This is a genomic window from Urbifossiella limnaea, assembly GCF_007747215.1.
GTDB classification, from domain to species: domain Bacteria; phylum Planctomycetota; class Planctomycetia; order Gemmatales; family Gemmataceae; genus Urbifossiella; species Urbifossiella limnaea.
The window spans coordinates 3,701,406-3,727,092 of record NZ_CP036273.1; the positions used below are offsets into that span (position 1 = coordinate 3,701,406).

Genomic DNA, 25,687 nt, shown 5'->3' on the forward strand with positions numbered 1-25,687 from the left:
CGGCACGCCCCCCGCCGGCGGCCGGCGGGGGGCGTGCGGCCCGGTCACCGAGTGTTATAGGCTAGGTCGCCCGGCGGGCCACGTCGCGGACGTGGTCCACACACTTCTTCATGTCCGGCGACGGGTCCTGCGGGTGCGCCTCGTACTCGATGCAGATGGCGCCGTTGAAGCGCACCTCGCGCAGGGCCGCGAGCACCTGGGCGACGTTCAGCGCCCCGGTCGGGTCGCCGAACACCACGTCCTCCTTGCGGCGGTTGTCGTGGTCCTTCACGTGCATCCCGAAGTTGCGGGCGCCCATGTGCCGGATCTGCTGCGCCGGGTCGAGCCGCTCGCCGAGCTGGGCGGCGCGGATGAGGTGCCCCGTGTCGAGGCACGCGCCGATGAGGCGGTGGTGGTCCCGCACGGCCCGCATGATGACCTCCGCGGAGTACCACCGGTGCAGCGCCTTCCCCGACGGGCCGTGCGGGTGGATGGCGATGGCGATGTTGTACTCGGCCACCAGCTTGTCCAGGCTGTCGAAGCTGTTCGGCGTCGGGTCGGCGCTCAGGTACTTCACCCCGAGCGCCTTGCCGAAGTCGAACACGCGCTTGTTGGCGTCGTGGTTGTCCGTGAACGCCTGCACGCCGAACCCGACCGGCGTCACCTCGTACTCTTTGCACAGCCCGAGGATCGTGGACAGCTGCTGCGGCGTGCTGGCCTGCGGGATGTGGTTGTTGTAGAACTCGGCGTTCTTGATCCCGAGGTCCTTCATGCGGCGGAGCGCCTGCTCCAGGTTGAACTGGCGGAACGTGTAGCTCTGAACGCCGAGGGAGATGTCGCCGACGAGGTCGCCGGCGGCACCCGCGGGGGTGGCGGCCAGGAGTCCGGCGGCGGTGGCGGCGCCGGCCTGGAGGAACGAGCGGCGCGACAGGGGCGCGGACATGGGTTCAGCTCCGGGAGGGTGGGGCGAGGGTGATTAAAGCAGAAAGCCCACCCGTTGCAACGGGTGGGCTTCGCCCGGCAGGCTGGAACGGCCGGTGCTACCGGCGGGCGGTGAACAGTGCGTCGATCTCCGCGTCGGTGAGCGCGTCCTTGCCGCCGTTCGCGTCCACGACGATTGCGGTGCCGTTCGGCGCCACCCACACCAGGGCGTTGCCGAGGCGGAACACGTCGCGCATCGCCGGCTGCTTCTCCAGGATGCGGAAGTAGCCGGAGCCCTGGGCCTTCACCACGACGGTCGGCATCTTCGCCTCGTAGGCGTCGTCGATCCACACGCCGCCGACCTCCAGCACCTGCCGCCCGTTGGCCGCGCGGTTGGCGGTCAGCGTCAGCCGGCTCTGGTTGCGGAGGTTGTCGGTGTTCTGGGCCAGGTCCACGCCGAGCTTGCCGGTCTGGTAGCCGGCCCGGTCGCCGCGGAACGCCCGGCCCGCCCCCTCGTTTGTGTCCTTCTGCAACTTGAGTTGGCCGACGGCTTCCTCGAGTCGCTTCCGCGTGTCGGCGTCCTTCGTCTCGCGGACGGCCTGCTCGCCGGCCTTCAGGAGGCGGTCGTTCGCCACGGCCCGGCTGGACGCGAGGGCGTCGGCCGGTGCACTCTTCGCCCCGGCGCCCTTCGATTGGTCACGGGCGAACTCGGCCACCGACTGTGCCGGCCCCCCCGCACCGCCCATCGGCGCAAGGCCGGGGGCGAGCCCACCGAACCCGCCGCCGAGCCCGCCCGGCACCGGCGCGTGCGGCACCGGGCCGCTGGCCGGCTGCGGGCGGCGCCCCGGCGGCGGCACCACCGGCATCGGGCCGTCCGGCACGACCAGGTGACTCGTGTACGGCGTGGCGATGCCGTAGCGGCGGGCCAGCGTCACCACCTCGTCGATCAGTTCCTTCTGCTCGCCGTTGGCGCGGATCTGGTCGAGCAAGTAGCCGACCTTGCGACGTGCCCACAGCGGCTCGACGAAGTCCTTCCCCGTCCCCTCGTCGGTGCGGACCGGGAACGTCACGTCGTACACGAACTCCTTCCGCTCGCCGTTCACCATGCCGCTCAGGCGGACGGCCGTCGGGCCGCTGCCGCTGTACCGGGCGGTCACGATTACCTGCTGGCCGTGGAACAGGTCCGGCAGCCGCGGCGGGTACACCTCCGTCAGCTTCACGTTGTCGCCGGTCGTCATCTTCAGGTCGGTCATCACCGGGTGGCTGATCTTCGCGTACAGTCCGGCCACGCGGTCCTTGATGTCCTCCGCCGGGCGGACGTAGGTGCTCACGGCGCGGGTCGATTCGGCGAGCTGGTCCAGCAGGCTGGCGTTCACGTCGTCGCCGACGCCGAAGGTGAAAATGCGGGTGTTGGCGCTGTTCCGCGCCGCCACGTTCTTGACGATCCGGTCCGGGTTCGTCTCGTCCACCGTCGGCTGGCCGTCGGTGAAAAAGATGGTGGTGAAGGCGCGCGCCGGGTCGTTCGGCCGCAGGGCCAGGGCGTCCTCCAGCGCCGGCCAGATGGCGGTGCCGCCGCTCGTGCGCAGGTCGTCCACCCACTTGTTCGCCCGCTCCAGGTTGTCGTTGTTGGCCGCGACGAGCGTGTCGCGGAACCGGCTCACCGTTGTCGAGAAGCGGACGACCGCGAACCGGTCGTCGGGCCGCAGCTGGGCCAGGCAGAAGCGGAGGGCGCGCTTCGCCTGCGTGAACTTGATCTCCGACATGCTGCTGGACGAATCCAGAACAAGCACCAGGTCGCGCGGCGTCCGCACGCGGGCCGGGTCGATCTGCGGCGACACCAGGAGCATGACGTACCCGTCGTCGGCGGTCACCGGCTTGTACAGCAGCGGCGTCACGCCCACGTCGCCGCCGCCGGTGCCGTAGAAGAGTTGGAAGTCGCGGTCCAGTACGCCCTGCTCTTTCGCGAACTCGACGGTCACCTCCTTGTCCGTCTTGCGGACCACGGTGACGGCGTGCGTCGGGCTGTAGACGTTCTGGATGGCCTGCTGCGACTTGATGTTCACGCGGACCGAGAAGTCCTCGAGCGTGGCGGTGGCCCGGCCGTCGGTGCGGAGCGGGTACGTGTACTCGACCACGGCCCCGTCCCGCGGGGCGACCGAGCGGAAGCTGATCTTCACCTTCTGGTCGCCGCGCGGGGGGATCGGGAAGACCTTCATCCGCATCAGCCCGTTGCCGAGGTACTCCAGCAGGCCGGGGTCCTGAATGCGGCGGACGATGTCGGTGTACACCTTCTCGGCGTCCTTCGCCGGCAGCAGCTCGCCGTTCGTCTCCTTGCCGTCGATCCACATGCTGAACCGGTCCACGCTGGCGCCGCGCGGCACGGGGAACAGGTACGTCGCCTCCTGATTCCGGTCGGTGTGGTTGCGGAACGTCTGCTCGACGGTGGTGACGGCGACCTGGTCTTCGACGGCGACGGTCACCTTGTGGTTGACCATAGCCAGTGGCGGCGTGCCCTTCTCGTTCGGGATCAGGAAGCCGGCGGCCTGGGCTCGGCCCCCGGCCGCGGCCAACAGCACGAACAGCGGGAGAGCGTAACGCATCGCACACCTCCGGGGTCGGAACACCCGGAGTATACGCTCCCGGGTGCCGCTTCCGCGAGGGGTCGTGAGAGGGTCGTTACGGTCGGGTTACGAGTGGGTTACAAAGGAAAACATGCACTGCCGCAAGTGGCGGGAGTCAGCCGTTAGCTTGCCGGACGACGACGAGCACCGGCACCGCGGTGGGTCGGCGGTCGCCGCGCCGCTCGAAGAATTGACGGACCTCGGCGGACCGCCCCGGAACCGTCCGCACCTCGCGCGGGGCGTAGGTCGTCAGCACCGCCAGCCGGTCGCCCCCCTTCCCCTTCGGGTCAGTCAGGTTACGCGTCAGCTGGTTCACGGTGTCGCTCGACACGGACTTCGGCTCGGCGGTCGTCATCGGCCGCTTCCACAGGCCGGGGTCGGTGCCGAGCAACTCGCGCAGGTCGCGCCCGTCGGCCGGTACGGCCGCGGTCGTGTGGACGGCCTCGAAGGTCTTGGACGGCGCCTTCGCGTCGGCAGTAGCGAGCCGGACGAGGAGGTCGCGCAGGTCGGTCGCGGTCAGGCTGTCCGTGTACACGAGGTACGCCGCGGCCTGCTTCCGCTGCACGCGCTCGGCGGTTGTGCGGTCCACGAGCAGGTTCAGCCCGGTTCCCTTCGCCGCGGCCTGGAACAGCTCCACACCGCGTGCCGGGTCGCGGGCGAACAGGTCAATCCGGAACGCCAGGTCTTGCCTGAGTTCGGAGACGAACTGCTGCTGCACGTCCTCGCGGTCGAACTCGGCGACGGTCGCCAGGAAGGGCACCCGGACGCGGGCCAGGTCGAGCTTGCCAACGGCCGGAACGGGCGGGAACGTCAGCACGTCGCGGACGACGGCCCGCGGCTCGGGCGCCAACTCGGGCGAGACCTGGGCTTCGACGGCGGCGACGGGCTCGGGAATCGGTTCGATGGGCGCGGGTGACGACGACGGCGGCGCCGCATCGCGCGGCAACAGCTTCGCCCACTCGCCGTCGCGCTTCGGGTTAGCCTTCGCCAGCAGAGCCCCGTGGGTACTCGGGCCGCCGTTCGGCCGGTTCACGAAGAACGTGAACGACGCGCCGGCCATCGCCACGAGCACGGACGCAGCCAACCCCACGGGCACGAGTGACATCTTCCGCGACGGGGACACCGGCCGCGCGACCTCGACCGGAGTCGGAGGATGAGCGGGAAGCCGGGCCATGATGCGGGCGTGGAGGTCGGCCGGTGGTGCGACGGGAGTGAGCTGCTGAAGCCGCTGCCGATCCGCCCGCAGGTTGCGGAAGGTGTGCCAGGCCGACGACGAATCCGCCAACAGGGCGCGGACGGCCTCGGCCTCGGCGGGGGTGAGTTCCCCGTCCACGGCGGCGGTCAGCAGTGGTAGAGCGTCGTCGGGCGTCATGGCGAACCGCGGGTCGGCGGTCCTGGGGGGGCGGGGTAGTCAGTTGGGGTCGGGGGGTGGACGCTCCCCCCTTCCCCGTTGGTTTCGTTCTCGGCGTCCAGCTGGGCGAGCAGGCCGCGGAGCTCGAGCCGGGCGCGGTGCAGGCGGCTGCGAACCGTCCCGACCGGCACCCCGAGCAACTCGGCCATCTGCTCGTAGCGGAGGCCGTCGAGGTCTTTCATCGTCAGCGCCTCGCGGTGCTCGGGCGAGAGCCGGGCGAGCGCCGCGTGGAGCAAGGCGTCTTCTTCACTCCGCTCCAGGGCGTGCCCGGTGCGGACGTAGTCGGACGGGTCAGCGGGCTCGTACCCCGGTTCCCCGTCGGCCGCCCCGAGACTCTTGGCCGGCCGCTTCTTCCGTTTCAGGCTGATGGCGCCGTTGAAGGCGATCCGGTACAGCCAGGTGAAGAACTCGGCGTCGCCCTTGAAGGCGTGGAGCGACTGGTAGGCGTTCAGGAACGCGTCCTGGACGACATCGGCGGCGTCGTCGGGACTGTCCACCAGCCGGACCGCTGCGTTGTAAAGCCGGGCCTGGTATCGGGTTACCAACTCGCCGAAGGCATCCCGTCGCCCACCCAGGCTCTCCGCGATCAGCCGGCGATCGTCGTCGTTCACAACCCTCCACCACGTCTGACGTTCGCACCGAGTCGAAAGTTCCCGGTTGTTGACAGAATTACCGCCCGCGACGGCGGGTGGGCTTCGCTCGTACCCCCGGCTATACTAATCACCTGTACCCTATCCCGCGCTGCTCAGGAGGAGCCTCGGCCCTCATGGACACCCAGGCCATCGTCATCCGCGGGGCGCGGGAGCACAACCTCCGAAACGTCGATCTCGAACTGCCGCGCGACAAGCTCATCGTCTTTACCGGCGTCAGCGGTTCGGGCAAATCCTCCCTCGCATTCGACACCATCTACGCGGAGGGCCAGCGGCGATACGTTGAAAGCCTGTCCAGCTACGCCCGCCAGTTCCTCGGCCAACTCCCCAAGCCGGACGTGGACTACATCGGCGGCCTGTCCCCCGCCGTCAGCATCCAGCAGAAGACCGCCAGCCGCAACCCCCGCAGTACCGTCGGCACCGTTACCGAGGTGTCGGACTATCTGCGGGTGCTGTTCGCGCGGCTGGGACAGGGCCACTGCCCGACCTGCGAGCGGCCGATCACGGCCCAGACCCGCGAGCAGATCATCGGCCGCGTCCTGGCGCTGCCCGAAGGGACGCGGTTCATGATCTTGGCGCCGGTGGTCCGTGGCCAGAAGGGGGAGTTCAAGGACTTTTTCGCCGACATGTCGAAGCGCGGCTACGTGCGCGCCCGGGTGGACGGCCGCGTCGTCAAACTGACCGACGACCTGAAGCTCGACAAGCGCATCAAGCACGCCATCGAGATCGTCATCGACCGGCTGAAGATCGAGGCCAAGGGGGCGACGAACCGCGTCCGCATCGCCGAGGCCGTGGAGCAGGCGCTGGCGCTGGCCGAGGGCAACCTCGTCATCAGCGTGGAGGGCGACCGTCCGACTGACGCCGAAGGTGAAACGGCCGCCGAGGAGATTCTCCTCTCCGCCCACTACGCCTGCACCCACTGTGGGATCAGCTACGAGCCCCCGACGCCGCAGCTGTTCAGCTTCAACAGCCCGATGGGGATGTGTACCGAGTGCGACGGCCTCGGGACGAAGTTCACCTTCGACCCCGACCTGATCGTCCCCGACCCGTCGCTCAGCTTCTACGCCGGGGCCGTGCCGCTGGTCGGCTCGCTGAAGGGGATGGGCCGCTGGCGGAAGCACGTTTACGAGGGCGTGGCCAAGTCGCTCGACATCGAGCTTAAGACGCCGTGGGGCAAGCTCCCCGCCGAGCACCGCGACCAGCTCCTGAACGGCAGCGGCGACCGGCACATCGTCTGGGAGTGGAAGCAGCGCAACGGCACCGTGTGGAAGCACGGCGGCAAGTGGGACGGCGTCGTGCCGCAGTTGCTGTCGCAATTCAAGAAGGCCGCCCCCGGGCCGCAGCGGATGCGGCTCGAAAAGTACATGCGGCAGGTGCGCTGCCCCGCGTGCTACGGCCAGCGGCTGAACCCGCAGGCCCGCGCCGTGCGCGTCGGCGGCAAGACACTCGTCGAACTCGGACACTCGCCCATCGGCGAACTGGTGCCGTGGTTCGACGGCTACGAGGCGAAGCTCACCGACGTGGCCCGCACGATCGCCGGCGAGTTGCTGAAGGAGATTCGCGCCCGCCTCGGCTTCCTGCTGAACGTCGGCCTCCACTACCTGACGCTCGACCGCTCCGCGCCGACGCTTTCCGGCGGCGAGGCGCAGCGCATCCGCCTCGCCGGCCAGATCGGCAGCGGCCTCGTCGGCGTGTTGTACGTCCTCGACGAGCCGAGCATCGGCCTCCACCCGCGCGACAACGCCCGGCTGCTGGCGAGCCTCGAACGGCTGCGCGACATGGGAAACACCGTCCTGGTCGTCGAGCACGACGAAGACACGATGCGCGCCGCCGACTTCCTCGTGGACTTCGGCCCCGGACCGGGCGTGCGCGGCGGCCACGTCGTGGCCGCCGGCACCCCGGCCGAGGTGTTCGCCAACCCGGCCAGCCTGACCGGTCAGTTCCTCAACGGAACGAAGGAAATCGCCATCCCCGCGGAGCGCCGGAAGGTCGATCAGAAGCGGCAGATCAAGGTGATCGGCGCGACGCAGAACAACCTCAAGAACGTGACCGTGGACATCCCGGTCGGCGTGCTCACGGTCGTGACCGGGGTCAGCGGCTCGGGAAAGTCGTCGCTCATCAACGACATCCTGAAGGAGGCTCTCACGGCCGCCGGCCGCCCTGCCGCGGCCGGCGAGGACGACGAGCCGGACGAGACCGACCACACCGTCGGCGCGCACGAGCGGATCGAGGGCGCCGAGCACATCGACAAGGTCATCGACATCGACCAGACGCCGATCGGCCGCACGCCGCGGTCGAACCCGGCGACGTACATCAAGCTGTGGGACGAGGTGCGGTCGCTGTACGCCGACATGACCGACGCCAAGACCCGCGGCTACACGCCGAGCCGGTTCAGCTTCAACCGCCCCGGCGGCCGCTGCGAGGCGTGCGAGGGGAACGGCGCCACCAAGCTGGAAATGGACTTCCTGGCCGACGTGTGGGTGACGTGCCCGGTGTGCGAGGGGCGGCGGTTCAACCGCGAGACGCTCCAGGTGAAGTACCGCGGCCGCTCCATCCACGACACGCTCGAAATGGAGGTCGGCCAGGCACTCGACCACTTCGAGCACGTCCCCAAAGTGCGGACGATGCTGCAAACGCTGCACGACGTGGGGCTCGACTACGTCAAGCTCGGGCAGCCCTCCCCGACTTTGTCGGGCGGCGAGGCGCAGCGGATCAAGCTGGCGAAGGAGTTGGTCCGCAAGGGGACCGGGAAGACGCTGTACATCCTGGACGAGCCGACGACCGGCCTCCATTTCGAGGATGTGCGCAAACTCCTCGATGTCCTCCACGGGTTCGCCGCGGCCGGGAACACGGTTCTGGTCATTGAGCACAACCTCGACGTCATCAAGACGGCCGACTGGCTCATCGACATGGGGCCGGAGGGCGGCAGCGGCGGCGGCCACGTCGTCGCCACCGGCACGCCGGAGCAGGTGGCAAAGGTGAAGGCCTCTCACACCGGCGCGGCGCTAAAGCCGATCCTGTTCCCGACAGGAGACCGGAAACAGGAGACAGGAGCCAAGAAGAAGCAGCCGCGGAAGCCGACCGGCTACATCACCCACATTGAGGTGGAAGGCGCGTCCCAGCACAACCTGAAGCACGTGAACTGCAAGCTGCCGCGGGAGCAGATGACGGTGTTCTGCGGCCCCAGCGGCTCGGGTAAGTCGTCGCTCGCGCTCGATACCATCTACGCCGAGGGGCAGCGGCGCTACGTCGAGAGCCTGTCCAGCTACGCCCGCCAGTTCCTGGGGCAGGTTCAGAAGCCGAAGGTCGAACACGTCACGGGGCTGTCGCCGGCGATCAGCATCGAGCAGAAGACGACGAGCAAGAGCCCGCGCAGCACCGTCGGCACCATCACCGAGGTGTACGACTACCTCCGCATCCTCTACGCCCGCCTCGGCCAGCGGCACTGCCCGAGCTGCGGCGACGCCGTCGGCACGCAGACCGCCGACGAGATCGTGGACAAGGTGCTGTCGCTCCCGGAGGGAACGAAGCTGTACATCCTGGCGCCGGTCGAGCGGAAGGGGCAGGAGAAGTACGACACGCTTTGGGAAGAGATTCGCCGCGCCGGGTACGTGCGAATGCGCGTGGACGGCACCAGCTACAACCTCGACGAGCCGCCGGCGATCGACCACCGCCGCAAGCACCGCGTCGAGGTGGTGGTGGACCGCAACGTCGTGAAGCCCGGCACCCGCACCCGCGTGGCCGAGGCCGTGGAGCAGGCGCTGGAGTTGGGCCGCGGCGTGATGAACATCGCGTTCGTGGACGCGAACAAGCCGGAGCCGCAGTGGAAGGTGGACCGCTACTCGCAGCACCTGGCCTGCGAGCGCTGCAACCTCAGCTTCGAGCCGCTGAACCCGCACCACTACTCGTTCAACAGCCCGCTCGGTTGGTGCCCGACGTGCGAGGGGCTGGGTGTCCAGCGCGGAGCGAACCCGGCGCTGCTGATCCGCGACGGGGCTCTGTCTATCCGCGACGGTGCCATCGCCGGCTGGCCCGACTTGGATGCCGGTTCTGCGTGGCTACCGTTCGCCGAGGCCATCGTCCGACACGCCGGCTTCGACCTCGACACGCCCTACGACAAGCTCGACGCGGCCCAACAGCGCGTCATCCTCCACGGCACCGGCGAAGCGTGGTTGGATTTGGCGAGCGGCCGGCGTGAGCCGGCAGGTCGGGGTGGCAGGACTTCACGCTCGACGACCAGCCGGCTCACGCCGGCCGCTCGCCCGGCGCGGTTCCAGTACAAGGGCCTGTTCCCAGCCGTGGACGAGGCCAACCGCGTCTCGTTCGTCTACCGCCAGCGCCTCGACCAACTGGTCGACGAAGTCCCCTGCTCCACCTGCCGCGGCTCGCGCCTTCGCGCCGACGCCGCGGCCACCCGCTTCGCCGGCCTCACGCTCGGCGAACTCGGCGCCAAGCCCCTCGGGGATACACTCCGCCACGTCGCCGGACTCGACCTGTCGAAGCACGACACGCAGGTCGCCGGCGAAGTGCTCCGGGAGATCCGCAGCCGCCTCACGTTCCTCGTAGACGTGGGGCTCGACTACCTCGCGCTGTCGCGCCCCGGCCCGACGCTCTCCGGCGGCGAGGCCCAGCGCATCCGGCTGGCGTCGCAGATCGGCAGCGGCCTGACCGGCGTGCTGTACGTCCTCGACGAGCCGACCATCGGGCTGCACCCGCGCGACAACGAGCGGCTGCTCGAAGCGCTGAAGCGGCTCCGGGACCTGGGGAACACGCTGGTACTGGTCGAGCACGACCGCGAGGTCATCGCCGCGGCCGACTACCTCCTCGACTTCGGCCCCGGCGCCGGCGACCGCGGCGGCGAGATCACCGCGGCCGGCCCGCCGAAGCAAGTCGGCAAGTCGCCCGCGTCGCTCACCGGCAAGTACCTCTCGGGCGCGCTGGCGATCCCGATTCCGTCGAACCGACGCATCCCCGGCGGCACCGCGCACACCCCCGCGGCGCTGGCCGAGGTCGCCCCGACGGCCGGTGTCCTCTCCATCATCGGCGCCCGCCAGAACAACCTCCGCAACGTCGACGCCCACCTGCCACTCGGGGCGTTCGTCGCCGTCACCGGCGTGAGCGGGTCGGGGAAGTCGTCGCTCGTGAACGAGGTGCTGTACAACACGCTCGCCCGCCGGCTCCACCGCGCCCGCACCGTCGCCGCCGCGCACGACGACATCCGCGGGCTCGACCACGTGGACAAGATCATCAACGTCGATCAGGACCCCATCGGCAACTCGCCGTCGAGCAACCCGGCGACGTACACCGGCGTGTTCGACCTGGTGCGCGAGTTGTTCGCCCGGCTCCCCGAGTCGAAGGTCCGCGGCTACCACCCGCGGCGGTTCAGCTTCAACCAGAAGGGCGGCCGCTGCGAGGCGTGCGAGGGGAACGGGCAGAAGCGGATCGAGATGCACTTCCTGCCGGACGTGTGGGTCGAGTGCGACACCTGCAAGGGCACCCGGTACAACCCCGAGACGCTGGCCGTGAAGTACCACGGCAAGAGCATCGCCGACGTGCTGAACCTGCGCGTGGCCGAGGCGCTGGAACTGTTCGGCAACATCCCCAAGATTCGCGTGGTGCTGCAAACGCTCGACGACGTGGGCCTCGGCTACATGGCACTCGGCCAGCCGGCCCCGACGATGAGCGGCGGCGAGGCCCAGCGCGTGAAGCTCGCCGCGGAGCTGGCCCGCCCGAGCACCGGCAAGACACTCTACCTCCTCGACGAGCCGACGACCGGGCTCCACTTCGACGACATCCGCAAGCTGCTCGACGTGCTGCAACGCCTCGTAGATCTCGGCAACACTGTCGTCGTGGTCGAGCACAACCTGGACGTGGTGAAGTCGGCCGACTGGGTGCTGGACATGGGGCCGGACGGCGGCGTCGGCGGCGGCCGCGTCGTCGCCGCGGGGACGCCCGAGGACGTGGTCGGCGTCGAGGAGTCGCACACCGGCCGCATCCTGAAAGGTGTGCTGGGCGCCGGCCCTCGCGTCGAGCGCGTCCCGTTCGACCCCGATGCGGCGCGGCGACAACGCGCCGGCGACCTGGACATCACCGAGGTCGGCAAGGACCACGCCTTACCGTGGGAGGCCGACGGCCCGCGCTGGCACACCAAGGAGCGCGTGACGACGACCGGTAAGCCCGCGAAGTGGGACGGCGCCGCGCTGGCGTGGGTGATCGCCGAAGTTGAGAAGACCGGCGCGTTCGCGCCCCCGAACTGGAACCACCGCAGTATCGTCGAGGTGACCCCGCCGAAGAAGGCGGACGGCTGGTTCCTCCACGCGATGACCGGCCACGAGGCGTACCTGAAGCTCGTCTTCCGCGTCCCCGGGAAGCCGTTCAAGCAGGACCAACTCGCGGCCAGCCTCGGCCTCCGCCCGCTCTCGGACACGCCCGGCCTCGAAGGATTGTCCCGCGACGAGAACCGCGTGGAGGTCGGCACGTGGCCCGGGGCGCAGTACGCCGTCGTCATCGTCCACACGAAGGCCGAGATCGACACGCCGGCCTTCCGCGAGTTCCTGGCGAAAGCCGTCGCCGCGTCCCAGGCCAGGACGCGGACCGCGGCGGACGGCGTCGAGGCGCAAATGCCGTGGAAGAAGGACGGCGAGAAGTGGCACCTGTCCGACAAGGGCTTCCCACCCGGCCGCGGGGCGCGTTGGGACCGCACCCTGCTGCCGAAGCTGCTCAAGCTCGTCCGCGACATCGAGCCGGACGCCGAGGTGAAGTGGGACAACCGCGACGCCGTCCTCGTCAAGGTGCCGGGGGCGACGCGGTCGTGGGCACGCTGGCGGACGAAGGACGCCGACGCCCTCGACGTGCAGTTCGTCGGCCGCCGCGGGCAGTTCAACCTGAGCCGTATCGAGCAGTTCGGTCGCGGCGCGGAGTTGATCGACGACCGCGCCGGTGGGGCGACCGTGTTACACCTTCAGTTCGTGACCGCCGACCACTTCCACGCCCCGGCCCTGAAGCAACTCCTGACGGAGCACCTGGCCGGCTTCCGCGAGGCGCACGGGCGCGACAAGGAAGCCGGCTGAGTGGCGTGCCGTAGAACAGTCACCGGACGCATCCGCCCCGGGGACCACGCATGCCCGCACCGACGCTCGCCGCCCGCCTCGCCAAATACGCCACCGAACTGACCTTCGAGAAGCTGACGCCCGAGGCGGTCCACGAGGCCAAGCGGCGCGTCATCGACTCGCTCGCCACCGCCGTCGGGGCGATGCCGGCCGAGGCGTACCACACCGCGAAGCGGTGCGCCCTCCGCGTCAGCGGGAATCCCGGGGCCTCGCTGCTCGGCGGCGGCCGCAGCAGCCCCGAGTGGGCGGCGTTCGTGAACGGCCTCCTCATCCGCTACCTCGACTTCAACGACACGTACCTGTCGAAGGAGCCGGCACACCCCAGTGACAACTTCGCCGCCGTGTTCGCCGCCGGCGAGGCCGCGGGCCGCGGCGGCCGCGACCTCATTACCGCCGCGGTGCTCGCCTACGAGATCCAGTGCCGGTTCTGTGACGCCGCCAGCCTCAGGAGGCACGGCGTCGACCACGTCACTTACGGCGCCATCTCGTCGGCGGTCGCGGCCGGGAAGCTGCTCGGGCTCGACGCCGGGAAGCTCGTCCACGCCGTCGGTATCGCTGGCGTCTGTAACGTCGCCCTGCGGCAGACGCGCAGCGGCGAGTTGAGCGAGTGGAAGGGGTGCGCGTTCGCCAACGCCGCCCGCAACGGCGTGTTCGCGGCGACGCTCGCCGGCGAGGGGCTCAGCGGTCCCGCCCCGATCTTCGAGGGCGACCTCGGGTTCTTCCGGCTGGTGTCGCAGGGGGCGTTCGACCCGGCCCCGTTTGGTGCCGAACTCGGCAACTTCGACGGGTTCATGATCAACAAGACGTACATCAAGTTCTGGCCGGCCGAGTACCACTCGCAGAGCGCGATCGACGCCGCGCTGAGGCTCCGGCAAGAACTCGGCGGCGACGTGTCGAACGTGAAGTCGATCGACATCGAGACGTTCGAGGCGAGTTACAACATCATCGGCAAGTACCCGCAGGCGTGGACCCCGAAGACGCGCGAGACGGCCGACCACTCGCTCCCCTACTGCACCGCCGCCGCCCTCATGGACGGCGACGTTTACCTCCCCACCTTCGACGAGGCCCGGTTCACGGACCCGGCCCTGCTCGACCTCACCGGCAAGGTGCAGGTCCACCTCGACGACGCCCTCTCGACGCGCTACCCGAAGGGAATTCCGAACCGCATCACGGTGACGCTCAACGACGGCCGCAAGCTGGTACAGGAGGTCGAGTTCCCGCGCGGCCACGCCGGGAACCCGATGACGGATCAGGAGGTGGAGGCGAAATTCCGACGGGCGGTGGAGCCGAAGTACGGGAAGCCGAAGGTCGACGCGATGCTCGCCCGCTGCTGGGATTTCGAGTCGCTGCCCGGGGTCGGCGAGCTGATCGGTCTGTTCGACTGAGATCGGGTGACGCCTACCCGCCGCGGCGGGTGGGCGTTTAGCGTCATTTCACCGAGAGGCGATACACCTTCACTTTGGCCTGCTCCTCCGGCACGTTTTCGGGCCAGTGGTAGACAACCCGACTGTTCCCGTTCGTCATCACGTCGATGGCCTGGTCCAGCCGCGGCAACCGGCCGTGCTCGCCGGGTCGCGTGCGGTCGTCCACAACGGCGTACCGGAACGTCGGCTCGGCCGGGTCAGGCGGCACGGCGTAAAGCGACCGGCCGGAATAGAACTCCGCCCAGTTGAACGGGTCGATGACGCAGTCGGCCGGCGTGACGTTCTCGGCCATCCACCGGCCGGCGTGCTTGAACCCTTCGCGGTTGGCGTGCAACGGCTTCATTGTTGCCGGCAGCGCGGCCAGCGCGACGCCGACGAGCAGCCACTCGGCGCGGACGCGGTTCCGCAGCAGCGCCGCCACCGGCTCGAGGGCAGCGGCCGCGAACACGCAGCCGATCAGCACGAGGAGTAGCGTGTGCCGCTCGGACACGTAGCCCGCCTTGATTCCAACCGCCGTCAGCAACATCGCGCTGAGACCGGCCAGGATCAGGAGGCACCACAGGCCCGGGTCGGCGGCGACGCGGCGGCGCAGCAGCACGACCCCGGCCACGGCCAGCGCGGCGGGCACGTAGAACAGCGCCATCACGGTTTCGGAGGCGACCGCGGCCACGGACCACGTCACCCGTGAGCCGTCGCCCTCGCGCCACTCGGCGAACAGCGGCACGGCTACGACCGCGCACGCTTCCGCCTTGTGAAACAGGTTCGCCCGCGGATTCACGCTCGGGTTCAGCATCTCCTGGCCGGTGGGCTTGTTCGTCAGCCCCTTGATCACAACCATGTACGGGCCGGCGACGAGGGCGACGCCGACGGCGAGTGCCGTCAGCCGGCCGAGCGTCAGGTCGAGTGGCCAGCGTCGCGCGGCGAGTAGCCCGACGGCCGTCGCACCGACGCCCACGGCAACGAGCAACCCTTCGAGCCGGACGAGGTACGTGAATCCCGTCGCCATGCCGCACAACAGGAACCCCCCGACCGTCGGCCGCCGCACGGCGCGCACCCCGAGCATCACGGCCACGCTCAGCCCGAGCAGGTACATCCCTTCGGTAAGGGCGTCGCTGGTCAGGCGGGCCGGCGTCGGGAGCACCTGCAGCAACAGCGCCGCGGCGAACCCGACGGAGCGGTCGAACAGCATCCGGCCCGTGAGGTAGACCGGCACCACCAGGAGCACGCCGGCCGCGGCGCTGACCAGCTGCGCGGCCAGCAAGTACGCCTCGGGGTGCGGCAGGCTACTGGCGTTGCGGACGACCTTCCCGACGGCCCAGATCGCGGCCGGGTACGCTGGCGGGTGCTGGGCTTCTTTCAGGACGGTGAGAACGGTGCGATTCGGGTCGTGACCGGTCGCCACCTGGTGCGGTGACTGGAAGTTCAGGGCGTGGCGCGCGAACCCGAGGCCGTCGCGGGCCGTCGTGGCGGTGTGCGCGAGGAGCCAGCCGTGGACGGCGGCGGCAACAAGGAGCAGCACGGAGAGGCGGAGGTAGTCCGGGCCGGCGAGGACGCGCTTGCGGGCGACGGCCTCCATCCGGGCGCCGACGGCCGGCCCGAGTCGTGCACCCACCGCACCGGCCATGCTTTGCTCCGCGTCCGTGCCGGCCGGTGCGCGCCGGCCTGGGGCATCCCGAACGGCCGACCATAGGATAAGCCGACCCCCCGCGTCAAGCCGGGTCCGGGAGCGCTGTCGTGATCCAGGTGACCGAGTCGATCGCCGTCCCCGACGAGGAACTGGACTGGAGTTACGCCCGGTCCGGCGGCCCCGGCGGGCAGAACGTCAACAAGGTGTCGTCGAAGGCGGTCCTGCGCTGGGCGGCGGGGCGGACCGTCGCACAAATCCCGCTCACGGCGTGGGAGCGGATGAAGGCGCGCTTCCCGAGCCGGTTCACCGTGGACGGCGACGTCGTCATCTCGTCGCAGGAGTTCCGCGACCAGGAGCGGAACCGTGAGGCCTGCGCGGTCAAGCTCGCACACATGATCCAGGTGTCGCTGGTGGAGCCGGTGGCGCGGAAGAAGGCGAAGGTGAGCAAGGCGGCGAAGCGGCGGCGCGTCGAGGACAAGCGGCGGCAGTCGGCCAAGAAGCAGGGCCGCCGCGCGGGCGGGGACGAGTAGAAACGACGAAGCCCGGGGGGTGGCCGCCCCCCGGGCTTCAACCCACTGGTTACTGGTCCTTCACGTCCATGTCGAGTTGCTTGGCGATGCCACGGACGATCGGAGACGCCGGCTTCCGCGGCTGGGCGTAGCCCGTCATCGTGTGTAGCAGCTCGTAGCTCATCAGCGCGCCGACGATGAGCAGCAGGAACGACGGGAACAGCACGATCGCCGGGATCACGCCCCACTGGGCCGGCGCGGCCACGCCGACCGGCTCGTCGTCCTCGTCGTCGTTCTGCCTCCGCCGGCCGCCGCCGACGCCGGCCCACTCGTCCTCGTCGGCCGCACCCCGACGGCTTCGGCCGCTCCGCGGAGCCGGCGCCTCCTCCTCTTCGTCGTCGAGTACGACGGCCTCGCTGCCGGAGGTGTCCTCGTCCATTTCCAGGTCGACGTCGGGCACCTCGTCGGATCCGACTTCCAGGTCCGTGTCCGACTCGAGCGCCACGGCCTCGGAGCCGGACTCGTCCGGCAGGTTGGGGATCTCGAAGTCGGTCTCGAAGATGTCGCCCTTCCCCTCCTCTTCGATCGCCGCGGCCTCCAGGCTGCCGAGGCTCCCCGCGTCGCCGGAGTCGTCGAGCGTCAGCTCGAACTCACTGTCCGAGTCGGTCGTCGCGGGGATCTTGGGGGTGGCCCGCTGTGCCGGTTTGCTTTTCGGCGACACCGGCTCGGCCTCGCTCGAATCGGCCTCCAGCGACAACTCGAAGTCGTCGCTGTCGTCGACCGGCGGGGGCGGTGCCTTACCCAGGTTGCGGCCCGAGCCGCCGGCCCGGTTGCGGTCGAGCGGGATGCCGGCGTCGTCCGGGTTGCGGAGGTTGACGCCGCTCTTCCCGGCCCGTCCGCCCTCGTCCAGCGGCGAGCTGCCGAGGTCCACCTCTTCGCTCGAGTCCCCGGACATCTGCATCTCGAAGTCGTCGCTGTCCGCGTCCAGGCTCAGCTCGAACTCGCTGCTGTCGCCCAGGTTCTTGTTCTTGCCGGCGTTCTTGCCCGATTCCGCGGACAGCTTCTTACCCGAGTCGCCGGAACTGAGCTTGGAAGACGACTTGGGCGCGGACAACTTCGCCGAACTTCCACCCTTGATGACCGCGCTGCCCGGACCGCCGCCCAGGTCGAGCGAGATTTCCTCCGTCGGCACGTTCGGCCCGCCGCTCTTGGGCTTGCTCGACGGCACCTCGAGCCGCACGTCGCTGTCCGTGGACTCGTCCGCCGGCTTCTTCGGCTTCGCCGGCTCGGCCGACAGCGAGAAGATGTCGTCGTCCGAGCCGTCGAACGCGAGCGGCTCCTCGGCGGGCTTGCCGGGCTTGGGAATCCGGCCCGTTTTGGGGCCGGGGGCGAGCTTGAAGTCGTCGGAGCCCGGCTCGGCCTGGCCGAGGCCGGCCAGGGGCAGACCGGGGTCGCTGGCCGCGCCGAGTTGGCGGGACAGCTCCTCGATCTGGTTCTCGCGGAACCGGAGGTTGGGGCCGTCGCGCATCGGCGTGACGTGGGTCCACTCGGTCTTGAGGCGCCGCTTGAACTCCTCGAGCGGAATCCCGAGCCGGCGGGCCGCCTCTTCCTGGGTGATGAACTGGGTCGCCATGCGGGCCTCGCGGCGGGCCGGACCGGGGTGGACGCGCCCGCGCCGGGTGGCGCGGGTTCACGTCACAGGAATTGTAAACCCTGTCCGGGTGGACACAAGGGAAGAACGCGGCCGGCGGGTCGCTGTCGGTTCGCGGGATGCCGGCGGCGCCGGTCGTGCGGCCCGTAAAATAGGACTTTCGCCCCGCGAGCCCCCGGAACGCTGATGAAGTTCGACCTGCACCTCCACACCATTCGCCACTCGCCGGACTCGGTGACCGACCCGTTCGATCTGTTGCGGAGCGCCCGCCGTGCCGGCTTGGACGGTGTGGTGCTCACCGAGCACGACTACTGGTGGCCCGACGAGGAGCTCACCGAGCTGCGGGCGTTCGCGCCCGAACTGGTGATCCTGTCCGGGACGGAGGTGACCGGCCGCGGCGGCGACGTACTCGTCTACGGCATCACCGACCCGTCGCCGTTCTTCCGCGGGATCGGCTGGGTCGATCTGGTCCGCGAAGTTCACAAGCAGGGCGGCGCGGCCGTGGCGGCGCACCCCAATCGATGGGGCCAGCCGTTCGAGAAATTGGTCGCCGAGACCGGCGTCGAACTCGACGGCATCGAGGTGATGTCGAACAACATGGACGCCGAGCTGCGCGAGAAGGCAGCCCGGTTGCTGACGCGCTACCCGCAGTACGCCCAGCTCGGCAACAGCGACTCGCACGACCCGAATACCGTGGGATGTTGCTACACCGACTTCGCGGCGGAGATTCGCACCGCGGCCGACCTGGTTGCCGCAATCCGCGGGCGGACGGGCGTGGCGCTGGTGAACGAGCGATTCGCCTGACCTTGGTGCCGGCTTCCAGCCCGCGTGTGAAGCGCTGTCGGGCTGGAAGCCGGCCCCACGATCAGGCCAACACCTCGCGCACGACCCGGCCGTGCACGTCCGTCAGGCGGAAGTCGCGGCCGGCGTAGCGGAACGTGAACTTCTCGTGGTCGAAGCCGAGCAGGTGCAGCACCGTCGCGTGCAGGTCGTGGACGTGCACCGGGTTTTCCACCGCCCGGAAGCCGAACTCGTCGGTCGCGCCCACCACGGTGCCGCCCTTCACACCGCCGCCGGCCATCCACATCGAGAAGCCCCAGTGGTTGTGGTCGCGGCCGTTCACCTTGCCCGCGTTCGAGCCCGGCGTCGGCAGCTCGACCACCGGCGTGCGGCCGAACTCGCCGCCCCAGATGATGAGCGTACTCTCGAACAGCCCGAGTCGCTTCAGGTCCGAGATCAGCGCCGCGATCGGCTTGTCGATCTGGCCGGCGAGGCGGCGGTGGTTGACTTCCAGGTCGTCGTGGCTGTCCCACGGCTGTACCGGGGCGTGGCTCACCTGCACGAACCGCACCCCGCGCTCGACCAGCCGCCGGGCCAGCAGTAGGCTGCGGGCCTGCTCGCCGGGGCCGTAAGCGTCCAGGATCGCCTTCGGTTCGCGCGTGGTGTCGAACGCCTCGGTCGCCTCCGACTGCATCCGGTAGGCCAGCTCGAACGAGCGGATTCGGGCTTCGAGCAGTGGGTCGTTCGGCCGCGTCGCCTGGTGCATGCCGTTGAGGCGGGCCAGCAGGTCGAGCTGGCGGCGCTGGTCGGCGGGGCTCGTGCCGCGGTTGCGGATGTGCTCGACGAGCCGCTCCACGTCGGTGTGCCGGCTGTCGATGTACGTGCCCTGGAAGACGCCCGGCAGGAAGCCGCACTGCCAGTTCTGCGAGTCGAGCAGCGGCATCCCACCCGGGCACATGCTGATGTACCCGGGCAGGTTCTGGTTCTCGGTGCCGAGCCCGTACGTGACCCAGCTGCCGACGCTCGGGCGGATGAGCCGGGCCTCGCCGGTGTTCATCAGGAGGAACGACGGCTCGTGGTTCGGGACGTCGGCGTGCATCGAGCGGATGACGCAGATGTCGTCGATGTGCTTGGCGGTTTCCGCGAAGAGGTCGCTGACCTGGATGCCGCTCTTGCCGCGCGGGCGGAAGGTGAACGGCGACGGGAACGCGGCCCCGGTGCGGCGCTCGGTGCGGAGGTTGGTCGTCGGCAGCGGCTGGCCGGCGTACTTCAGCAGCGACGGCTTGGGGTCGAACGTGTCGACCTGGCTCGGCCCGCCGTTGGCGAAAATGTGGATGACGCGCTTCGCTTTGGCCGGGAAGTGCGGCGGCCGCGGCGCGAGCGGGTTGACCGCGTCGACGGCCCGGGCGTCGCCGGCGAGCATGGGGGCGAGGGCGGTGAGGCCGAAGCCCATCCCGGTGCGGGCCAGGAAGTCGCGGCGGCTGAACGGGTACATGGCGGCTCCGGTTCCTACTCTCCCGAACTACTCGACACGGCCTGGTTGTTCAGGCGGCGGTCACGACGGCGGGCTGAACGCACTCGTTACTCTCAGTCCACGAACGCGAACTCGTTGCTCAGCAGCAACACCTGGGCGTACTGCTCCCAGCGGCCGGTCGCGGCGTCGGCCACGAACTCGCGGCCCAGCGCAAGTTCGGCAGGCGTTGGGGCGCGGCCCAGCGCCAGGCGGTACAGCGCGGTCACTTTGGCGTCGGGGGTGCCGGCGCTCGTCATCTCCGGGCGCGTCGCCAACGCCACCGCCTGCTCGCGCACGAACGGGCTGTTCATCAGGAATAGCGCCTGCTGGGGGACCGTGGTCAGGAACCGCTGCGGGCTGTGTTGGTCCGGGTTCGCCGCATCGAAAACGCGGAGTGTGCCCGGAGGGTTCAGTCGGTCGATCAGGCCGTACACCGATCGCCGCGTCGGGAACGGTGCCTTGAACAAATCCACCGGCCGGCCGTACACGGTGCGGTCGAGTTTGCCTGAACCCACGAGCAGTGAGTCGCGCAGCGACTCGAAGTCGAGCCGGCGGCGGTTCTGACGGGCGAGCAGCTTGTTTTCCGGGTCGGCGCGAAACAGCGCGTCCGGGGACGCACTCGCCTGCTGATACGTCGCCGAGAGCATGATCAGCTTGTGCAACCGCTTCGGGCTCCAGCCGTCGGTCACGAAGCGGTGGGCGAGCCAGTCCAGCAGTTCGGGGTGCGTCGGCGGGTCGCTGCGGACGCCGAAGTCGCTCGGCGTGCGGACGAGGCCGTGGCCGAAGTGCCCGGCCCACACGCGGTTCACGAACACCCTCGCGGTCAGCGGGTTGTCGGGGCTGGCGATCGCGTTCGCCAACTCCAGGCGGCCGCTCCCCTGCTTGAAGGGCTGGCGGTTCGTCGCGGCCACCGCGACCATCTGCCGCGGCACGGCGGGGCCGCGATTTCCAGGGTTGCCGCGGAGGAACACGACCGGCTCCTGCACGTTACCGTCGACCAGGACGTGCGCCCGCTGCGGGGCGTTCGGGCTGCTCGCCTGAAAGGCGTCCACCTTCCTCCGGGCCGCGACGAGGGCGTCGCGGTCGACCCGGTTGAAGAGCTTGTCGGCGTCCGCGACGGCGATGTCGAGCGGGCCGCCCTTCCCCGTAACGCCGGCGAGCGCGGCGTCGTCCTTGCCCTGAGCGATGGCCTTGCCGACGGCGGTCGCCGCCTCGCGGAACGTCTTCGGCTTCGCGGCCGTCAGCGCGGCCGTGACGGCGGGATGGGCCTTCACTTTCAGGCCGTCGAGGGCGGCCGCGCTCTTGGCGGCGAACTCGGCTTCGGGGAGGGCGTGCAACGCCGCGAGCGGCGTGAGGACGGGGTTGCCCGCCTTGAGCTGCTCGGTCAGGTACGGTCGCCAGCGGCCGAGGACGAAGCCGTTCAGGTCGCGCTCCCGGGCGAACGCTTGAACCTGCTCGGGCGACTTGCCGCGGGCGTCGAGCCCGGCGCGGAGGTAGTCGGCGAGCGCGTCCGCGGCGCGGAGCTTGGCCACCGCGGCCTCGAACCGCCGCACCTTCTCGGCTTCAATGTCGGCCTCCTTCTTGGCCAGCTCGCGGTCGAAAGCCTGCTGCTCGGGCGACCGCTTCTCCGACAGGAGTGGCAGCTGCTTCGGCTCGACCGAACTCGCGAACACGCCGTAGAGGCTGTAATAATCCTTCGCGGGGATGGGGTCGTACTTGTGGTCGTGGCAGCGGGCGCAGGCCACCGACAGGCCCATCAGCCCGCGGGTGACCACGTCGATGCGGTCGTCGATGATGTCGTGCGTGTTGTTGAGGAACCGGCGGCCCAGCGTGAGGAAGCCCATCGCGGCCAGGGCCGACTTGTCCTCGCCGAGCGGCAGCCGGTCCGCGGCCAGTTGCTCGACGACGAACCGGTCGAACGGCTTGTCCTCGTTGATCGAGCGGATCACGTAGTCGCGGTAGGTGTAGGCGAACGGGAAGGCCTTCTCCTCCTGAAAGACGTAGCCCTTGGTGTCGGCGTACCGCGCCACGTCGAGCCAGTGCCGGCCCCACCGCTCGCCGTAGTGCGGGCTCGCCAGCAGGTGGTCGATCACCGCCTCGAACGCGCCGGGCGTTTGGTCCTTCTCGAACGCAGCGATCTCGTCCGCGGTCGGCGGCAGGCCGATCAGGTCGTAGTAGGCCCGCCGAAGCAAGGTCCGCCGGTCCGCGGGCGCGGACGGCGTCAGCCCCTTCGTCTCCAGCTTCGACACCACGAAGGCGTCGATCGGGTGCGTCGTCGGCCGCCTGGTCGCCGGCGGCGCCTGCGGCTTCACCGGCTGGAAGGCCCAGTGCTTCGTCGGGTCGGCGCCCTTCACCACCGCCTGCTCGGCGGGGAACGGGGCGCCCATCCGCACCCAGTCCGTCAGGTCGGCGACCTGTTCGGGCCGTAGCGCGTCCTTCGGCGGCATCGCGTAGTCGCCCTCGCGCTTCACCGACTTGATGAGCCGGCTCTTGGCCGGGTCGCCGGGCACGATGACTGCCCCGTCGTCGGCACCCTGCTTGACCCCCGCCGCGGTGTCGAGGCGGAGGCCGGCACTCTGCTTCTTCTCGCCATGGCAGGAGAAGCATTTCTCGGCCAGGACGGGGCGAACCTTCGTCTCGAATAACTGGGTCTGTTCGGCGGTCAGCTTGGCGGCGGGCTGTGCGGCCGCGGGCGTGGCGACGAGCGCGAGGAGGGGTACTACGGCAATCCAGCGGGTCATGCGTGATCCTCGTCGGGCCGGGTCCGGCCGGCGGGGCGCGGGATGGGCGTGTCTGGCAGGTAAGTGGATTTTACGTCACCGGGCGATTCCGGGCGAACCCCAATTCCTGAAGCGGCGATGAGACTTGGGCCGTTGCCTCGTCACCGCCGCGCGGGTACGCTCATCCCATGTCCGCACCGCCGTCCGATTCCGGCGAAGCAACGCGGGAGCCCGTCGCTCCCGCACCGTCGCCCGGCCGCACCGCCACTCGGGCGGACCCGGTCAGCGAGAACGGCACGAAGGCGTTCGACACCGCCACCGGGCCGGCCGCCCTTCCCACGTCCGACGACCGCTACGAACTCCGCTCCTTCCTCGCCCGCGGCGGCATGGGCGAGGTGTGGACGGCGTACGACCGCGTTCTGAACCGGGAGGTCGCCCTCAAACTGCTCCGCGACGACGGCAAACACCACACCCCGTCGGCGTCGCGGTTCGTGGACGAGGCCCGCATCACGGGCAAGCTCCAGCACCCGGGCATCCCGCCGGTCCACGACCTCGGCACGCTCCGCGACGGGCGGGCGTTCATGGCCATGAAGTTGATTCGCGGCCGAACCCTCGCGGACGAGTTGGCGCCCACCCCGCCGCCGCTGGCCGAGCTCCTCCGCACCTTCGAGGACGTGTGTCAGGCGGTCGCGTACGCCCACGATCGTCGCGTCATCCACCGCGACCTGAAGCCCGCCAACGTCATGGTCGGGGCGTTCCACGAAGTGCAGGTCATGGACTGGGGGCTGGCGAAGGTGCTCGCCGAAGCGTCGCCCGCGCCCGTTGCGCCGGCGGACGACGCGGCCGCTCCTCCCGTGTCGGTAATTGAGTCCGACCGCGACCCGAGTTCGCAGACGCGGGCCGGCAGCCTCCTCGGCACGCCGGCGTACATGCCGCCCGAACAGGCCAAGGGCGAGATCGACCGCACCGACACCCGCTCCGACGTGTTCGCCCTCGGGGCGATGCTCTGCGAGCTCCTGACCGGCCGGCCGCCGTACTGGGCCGCGACCGCGCAAGAGGTGGTAGCCCTGTCGATCACGGCCCAACTCGGCCCGGCGTTCGAGCGGCTCGACGCTTCGCCCGTTGACCCCGAGTTGGTCGCACTGGCGAAGCGGTGCCTCCAGGCCGACCCGGACGCCCGCCCGGCCGACGCCAAGCAGGTTGCTGCCGCGGTGGCCGGATACCGCGCGGGCGTCGAGGGCCGGCTGCGTGACGCCGAGCGCGAGCGGGCCGCAGCCGAGGCGCGGCTCGTGGAGCAGCGGAAGCGCCGGCAGGTGCAACGGGCGCTGGCTGCGGCCGCGGTCGTGATCGTGGCGGGTGTGGCCGGCGGGGCGTGGTGGGCCGACCGGCAGGCGGCCGAGCGCGAGCTCGACCGCCGCCAGAAGCAGGCCGAGCTCGACCGGCTGGAGGCGCAGCGGTCGGCGGACGAACTCGCGCGTGCCGCGCGTGGCGCTCAGGCCGTCGAGTTTCTGCTCGACGAGGTGAACGCCGCCCTCGCCGCCGACTACGCCGAGAGGGCCGCGATTCCGTTCGGCCTGATCGAGAAGCGGCTTGCCGAGGGGGTTGTGGGAACGTCCGCGGCCCGCGTCGCCCGCGCCCGTGCCGACCTGACGATGTTGCGGGAGCTCGACGCGGCCGCCGAGGCCCAGTGGGCCGCGGAAGACTATCGGCTCCGGGTGGGGCGCTCGACCGGCGCTTGGGACGCGGCCTTCCGGCGGTACGGCGTCGACCCTGGGAATACGCCGGTCGAGACCGCGGCGGCGGTGGTGAACGGCTCCGTCATCCGCGAGCGGTTGCTGCTGGCTCTCGACCTGTGGTTCCTCAACTTGTCCGACTCCGACCGTCGCACCGCGCTCCGGAACATCCTCCGCATTGCGGACCCGGACCCGTACCGGAACGAGTTCCGCACCACCGCCCTCGGCTTCGACCTGCGGTACAAGCAGTCTCTACTGGACCACCCGGCCGCCCTTCACCAGCCGCCCCGCTTCGCGGCCGTCATCGGGCAGGTGTACCAGTTCTCGGCCGCGACCCGGGAGCGTGTCCTTCGGCCGGCACTGGAGCGGAACCCGGACAACGTGCCGTTGATTCACACCATGTTGGGGGTGCTCGAAGCCGGCGGGACCGCGCGCGCCGAAACTCTCGCCCAGCAGCTGCGATGGGCGCAGGCGGCGACCTCGCTGCGGCCGGAGAGCAAGGTGGCGTGGCGGAGCCTCGGCCGGGCCCACTGGGACCGCGGCCAGTTCGAGGACGCCGCCCGCTGCTACCGCCGGGCCGTGCGCCTCGACCCGCGGGACTACAACTCGTGGACGCAGCTCAGCGCCGTGCTACTCCGGATGCACGACCCCGAAGCCGCACTCGAAGCCGCGGACCGCGCCTTGGTGCTGAACCCGGACTACTCACACGCCCACATCAACCGCGGCTCCGTCTTCCAGCGACAGGGCCGGTACACCGAGGCGCTGAGGGAGTTCGACCTGGCCGTCGAGTTGGAAGCCCGGACCGGCATGGAGTCGTCCGGCTCCTACAACAACCGCGGCCACGCCCGCCTGCGACTCGGGGACTACACCGGGGCCATAGCCGACTTCAAAGAAGCCCTTCGCATCACGCCGGACTCGACCCTGGCGGAGGCGAACCTGACGATCGCCGTGCGCTGGCGGCGCGGCGCGGCGGCCGAGGCGGTCGCGGCCCCGCCGCCGCGGGAAGTCTCTCCCTGAGAGCGAGTTGAACGCCGGGTGA

General features: G+C 70.1%; 13 protein-coding genes. 5 read left to right on the forward strand and 8 right to left on the reverse strand.

Annotated features, from left to right (window positions below; translation table 11 throughout):
* Positions 1–61: 61 nt before the first annotated feature.
* The 4 genes from ETAA1_RS15195 to ETAA1_RS15210 all read right to left on the reverse strand — a co-directional run bounded on the left by ETAA1_RS15195 (position 62) and on the right by ETAA1_RS15210 (position 5,543).
* Complete coding sequence (locus tag ETAA1_RS15195) at positions 62–922, reverse strand: sugar phosphate isomerase/epimerase family protein (RefSeq protein WP_145239850.1); 861 nt, start codon at positions 920–922, stop codon at positions 62–64.
* A 97-nt stretch (positions 923–1,019) separates the two neighbouring features.
* Positions 1,020–3,500, reverse strand: coding sequence for a VIT and vWA domain-containing protein (locus tag ETAA1_RS15200; RefSeq protein WP_145239852.1), 2,481 nt, complete (start codon positions 3,498–3,500; stop codon positions 1,020–1,022).
* Between the two features lie 136 nt (positions 3,501–3,636).
* Positions 3,637–4,893: an anti-sigma factor family protein gene (locus tag ETAA1_RS15205; RefSeq protein ID WP_145239854.1), complete on the reverse strand. Its 1,257-nt coding sequence runs from the start codon at positions 4,891–4,893 to the stop codon at positions 3,637–3,639.
* The gene (locus ETAA1_RS15210) at positions 4,890–5,543 is read right to left on the reverse strand and encodes a sigma-70 family RNA polymerase sigma factor (RefSeq protein ID WP_238389450.1); all 654 of its coding nucleotides are present in this window, start codon (positions 5,541–5,543) and stop codon (positions 4,890–4,892) included. Before ETAA1_RS15210 ends, ETAA1_RS15205 begins: the two co-directional genes overlap by 4 nt.
* A 155-nt stretch (positions 5,544–5,698) precedes the next feature.
* Between ETAA1_RS15210 and uvrA the strand changes: the two genes are divergently transcribed.
* Positions 5,699–12,652 (forward strand): excinuclease ABC subunit UvrA, encoded by a 6,954-nt coding sequence (uvrA, locus tag ETAA1_RS15215; protein WP_145239856.1) that lies wholly within the window; start codon positions 5,699–5,701, stop codon positions 12,650–12,652.
* Positions 12,653–12,702: 50 nt separating this feature from the next.
* On the forward strand, positions 12,703–14,076 hold the full coding sequence (locus tag ETAA1_RS15220) for an MmgE/PrpD family protein (protein WP_145239858.1): 1,374 nt from the start codon (positions 12,703–12,705) through the stop codon (positions 14,074–14,076).
* A 43-nt stretch (positions 14,077–14,119) separates the two neighbouring features.
* Here the strand turns inward: ETAA1_RS15220 and ETAA1_RS15225 are convergent, their stop codons facing one another.
* A complete protein-coding gene (locus ETAA1_RS15225) occupies positions 14,120–15,739 on the reverse strand; it encodes a glycosyltransferase family 39 protein (protein ID WP_145239860.1) in 1,620 nt (539 codons plus the stop codon).
* Positions 15,740–15,849: 110 nt separating this feature from the next.
* Here ETAA1_RS15225 and arfB point away from each other — a divergent pair, with 110 nt between their 5' ends.
* A complete protein-coding gene (gene arfB / locus ETAA1_RS15230) occupies positions 15,850–16,272 on the forward strand; it encodes an alternative ribosome rescue aminoacyl-tRNA hydrolase ArfB (RefSeq protein ID WP_145239862.1) in 423 nt (140 codons plus the stop codon).
* Between the two features lie 49 nt (positions 16,273–16,321).
* On the opposite strand, the gene ETAA1_RS15235 is transcribed toward arfB, so the two are convergent.
* Complete coding sequence (locus ETAA1_RS15235) at positions 16,322–17,884, reverse strand: hypothetical protein (protein ID WP_145239864.1); 1,563 nt, start codon at positions 17,882–17,884, stop codon at positions 16,322–16,324.
* Between the two features lie 204 nt (positions 17,885–18,088).
* Between ETAA1_RS15235 and ETAA1_RS15240 the strand changes: the two genes are divergently transcribed.
* Positions 18,089–18,706, forward strand: a complete 618-nt coding sequence (locus tag ETAA1_RS15240; RefSeq protein WP_145239866.1) for a PHP-associated domain-containing protein — start codon at positions 18,089–18,091, stop codon at positions 18,704–18,706.
* Positions 18,707–18,767: 61 nt separating this feature from the next.
* On the opposite strand, the gene ETAA1_RS15245 is transcribed toward ETAA1_RS15240, so the two are convergent.
* Together ETAA1_RS15245 and ETAA1_RS15250 are read right to left on the reverse strand one after the other, a co-directional pair.
* A complete protein-coding gene (locus tag ETAA1_RS15245; RefSeq protein WP_145239867.1) occupies positions 18,768–20,177 on the reverse strand; it encodes a DUF1501 domain-containing protein in 1,410 nt (469 codons plus the stop codon).
* A gap of 92 nt (positions 20,178–20,269) precedes the next feature.
* Positions 20,270–22,936 (reverse strand): PSD1 and planctomycete cytochrome C domain-containing protein, encoded by a 2,667-nt coding sequence (locus ETAA1_RS15250; RefSeq protein ID WP_145239869.1) that lies wholly within the window; start codon positions 22,934–22,936, stop codon positions 20,270–20,272.
* Positions 22,937–23,103: 167 nt separating this feature from the next.
* Between ETAA1_RS15250 and ETAA1_RS15255 the strand changes: the two genes are divergently transcribed.
* The gene (locus ETAA1_RS15255) at positions 23,104–25,665 is read left to right on the forward strand and encodes a protein kinase domain-containing protein (protein ID WP_145239871.1); all 2,562 of its coding nucleotides are present in this window, start codon (positions 23,104–23,106) and stop codon (positions 25,663–25,665) included.
* Positions 25,666–25,687: the final 22 nt, after the last annotated feature.

Bases quoted from the DNA above. Each gene is read 5' to 3' on its own strand.
- ETAA1_RS15220 (WP_145239858.1), top strand. From the start codon at position 12,703: ATGCCCGCACCGACGCTCGCCGCCCGCCTCGCCAAATACGCCACCGAA.
- ETAA1_RS15200 (WP_145239852.1), bottom strand. From the start codon at position 3,500: ATGCGTTACGCTCTCCCGCTGTTCGTGCTGTTGGCCGCGGCCGGGGGC.
- ETAA1_RS15235 (WP_145239864.1), bottom strand. From the start codon at position 17,884: ATGGCGACCCAGTTCATCACCCAGGAAGAGGCGGCCCGCCGGCTCGGG.
- ETAA1_RS15250 (WP_145239869.1), bottom strand. From the start codon at position 22,936: ATGACCCGCTGGATTGCCGTAGTACCCCTCCTCGCGCTCGTCGCCACG.
- ETAA1_RS15245 (WP_145239867.1), bottom strand. From the start codon at position 20,177: ATGTACCCGTTCAGCCGCCGCGACTTCCTGGCCCGCACCGGGATGGGC.
- ETAA1_RS15240 (WP_145239866.1), top strand. From the start codon at position 18,089: ATGAAGTTCGACCTGCACCTCCACACCATTCGCCACTCGCCGGACTCG.
- uvrA (WP_145239856.1), top strand. From the start codon at position 5,699: ATGGACACCCAGGCCATCGTCATCCGCGGGGCGCGGGAGCACAACCTC.
- ETAA1_RS15195 (WP_145239850.1), bottom strand. From the start codon at position 922: ATGTCCGCGCCCCTGTCGCGCCGCTCGTTCCTCCAGGCCGGCGCCGCC.
- ETAA1_RS15205 (WP_145239854.1), bottom strand. From the start codon at position 4,893: ATGACGCCCGACGACGCTCTACCACTGCTGACCGCCGCCGTGGACGGG.
- ETAA1_RS15255 (WP_145239871.1), top strand. From the start codon at position 23,104: ATGTCCGCACCGCCGTCCGATTCCGGCGAAGCAACGCGGGAGCCCGTC.
- ETAA1_RS15225 (WP_145239860.1), bottom strand. From the start codon at position 15,739: ATGGCCGGTGCGGTGGGTGCACGACTCGGGCCGGCCGTCGGCGCCCGG.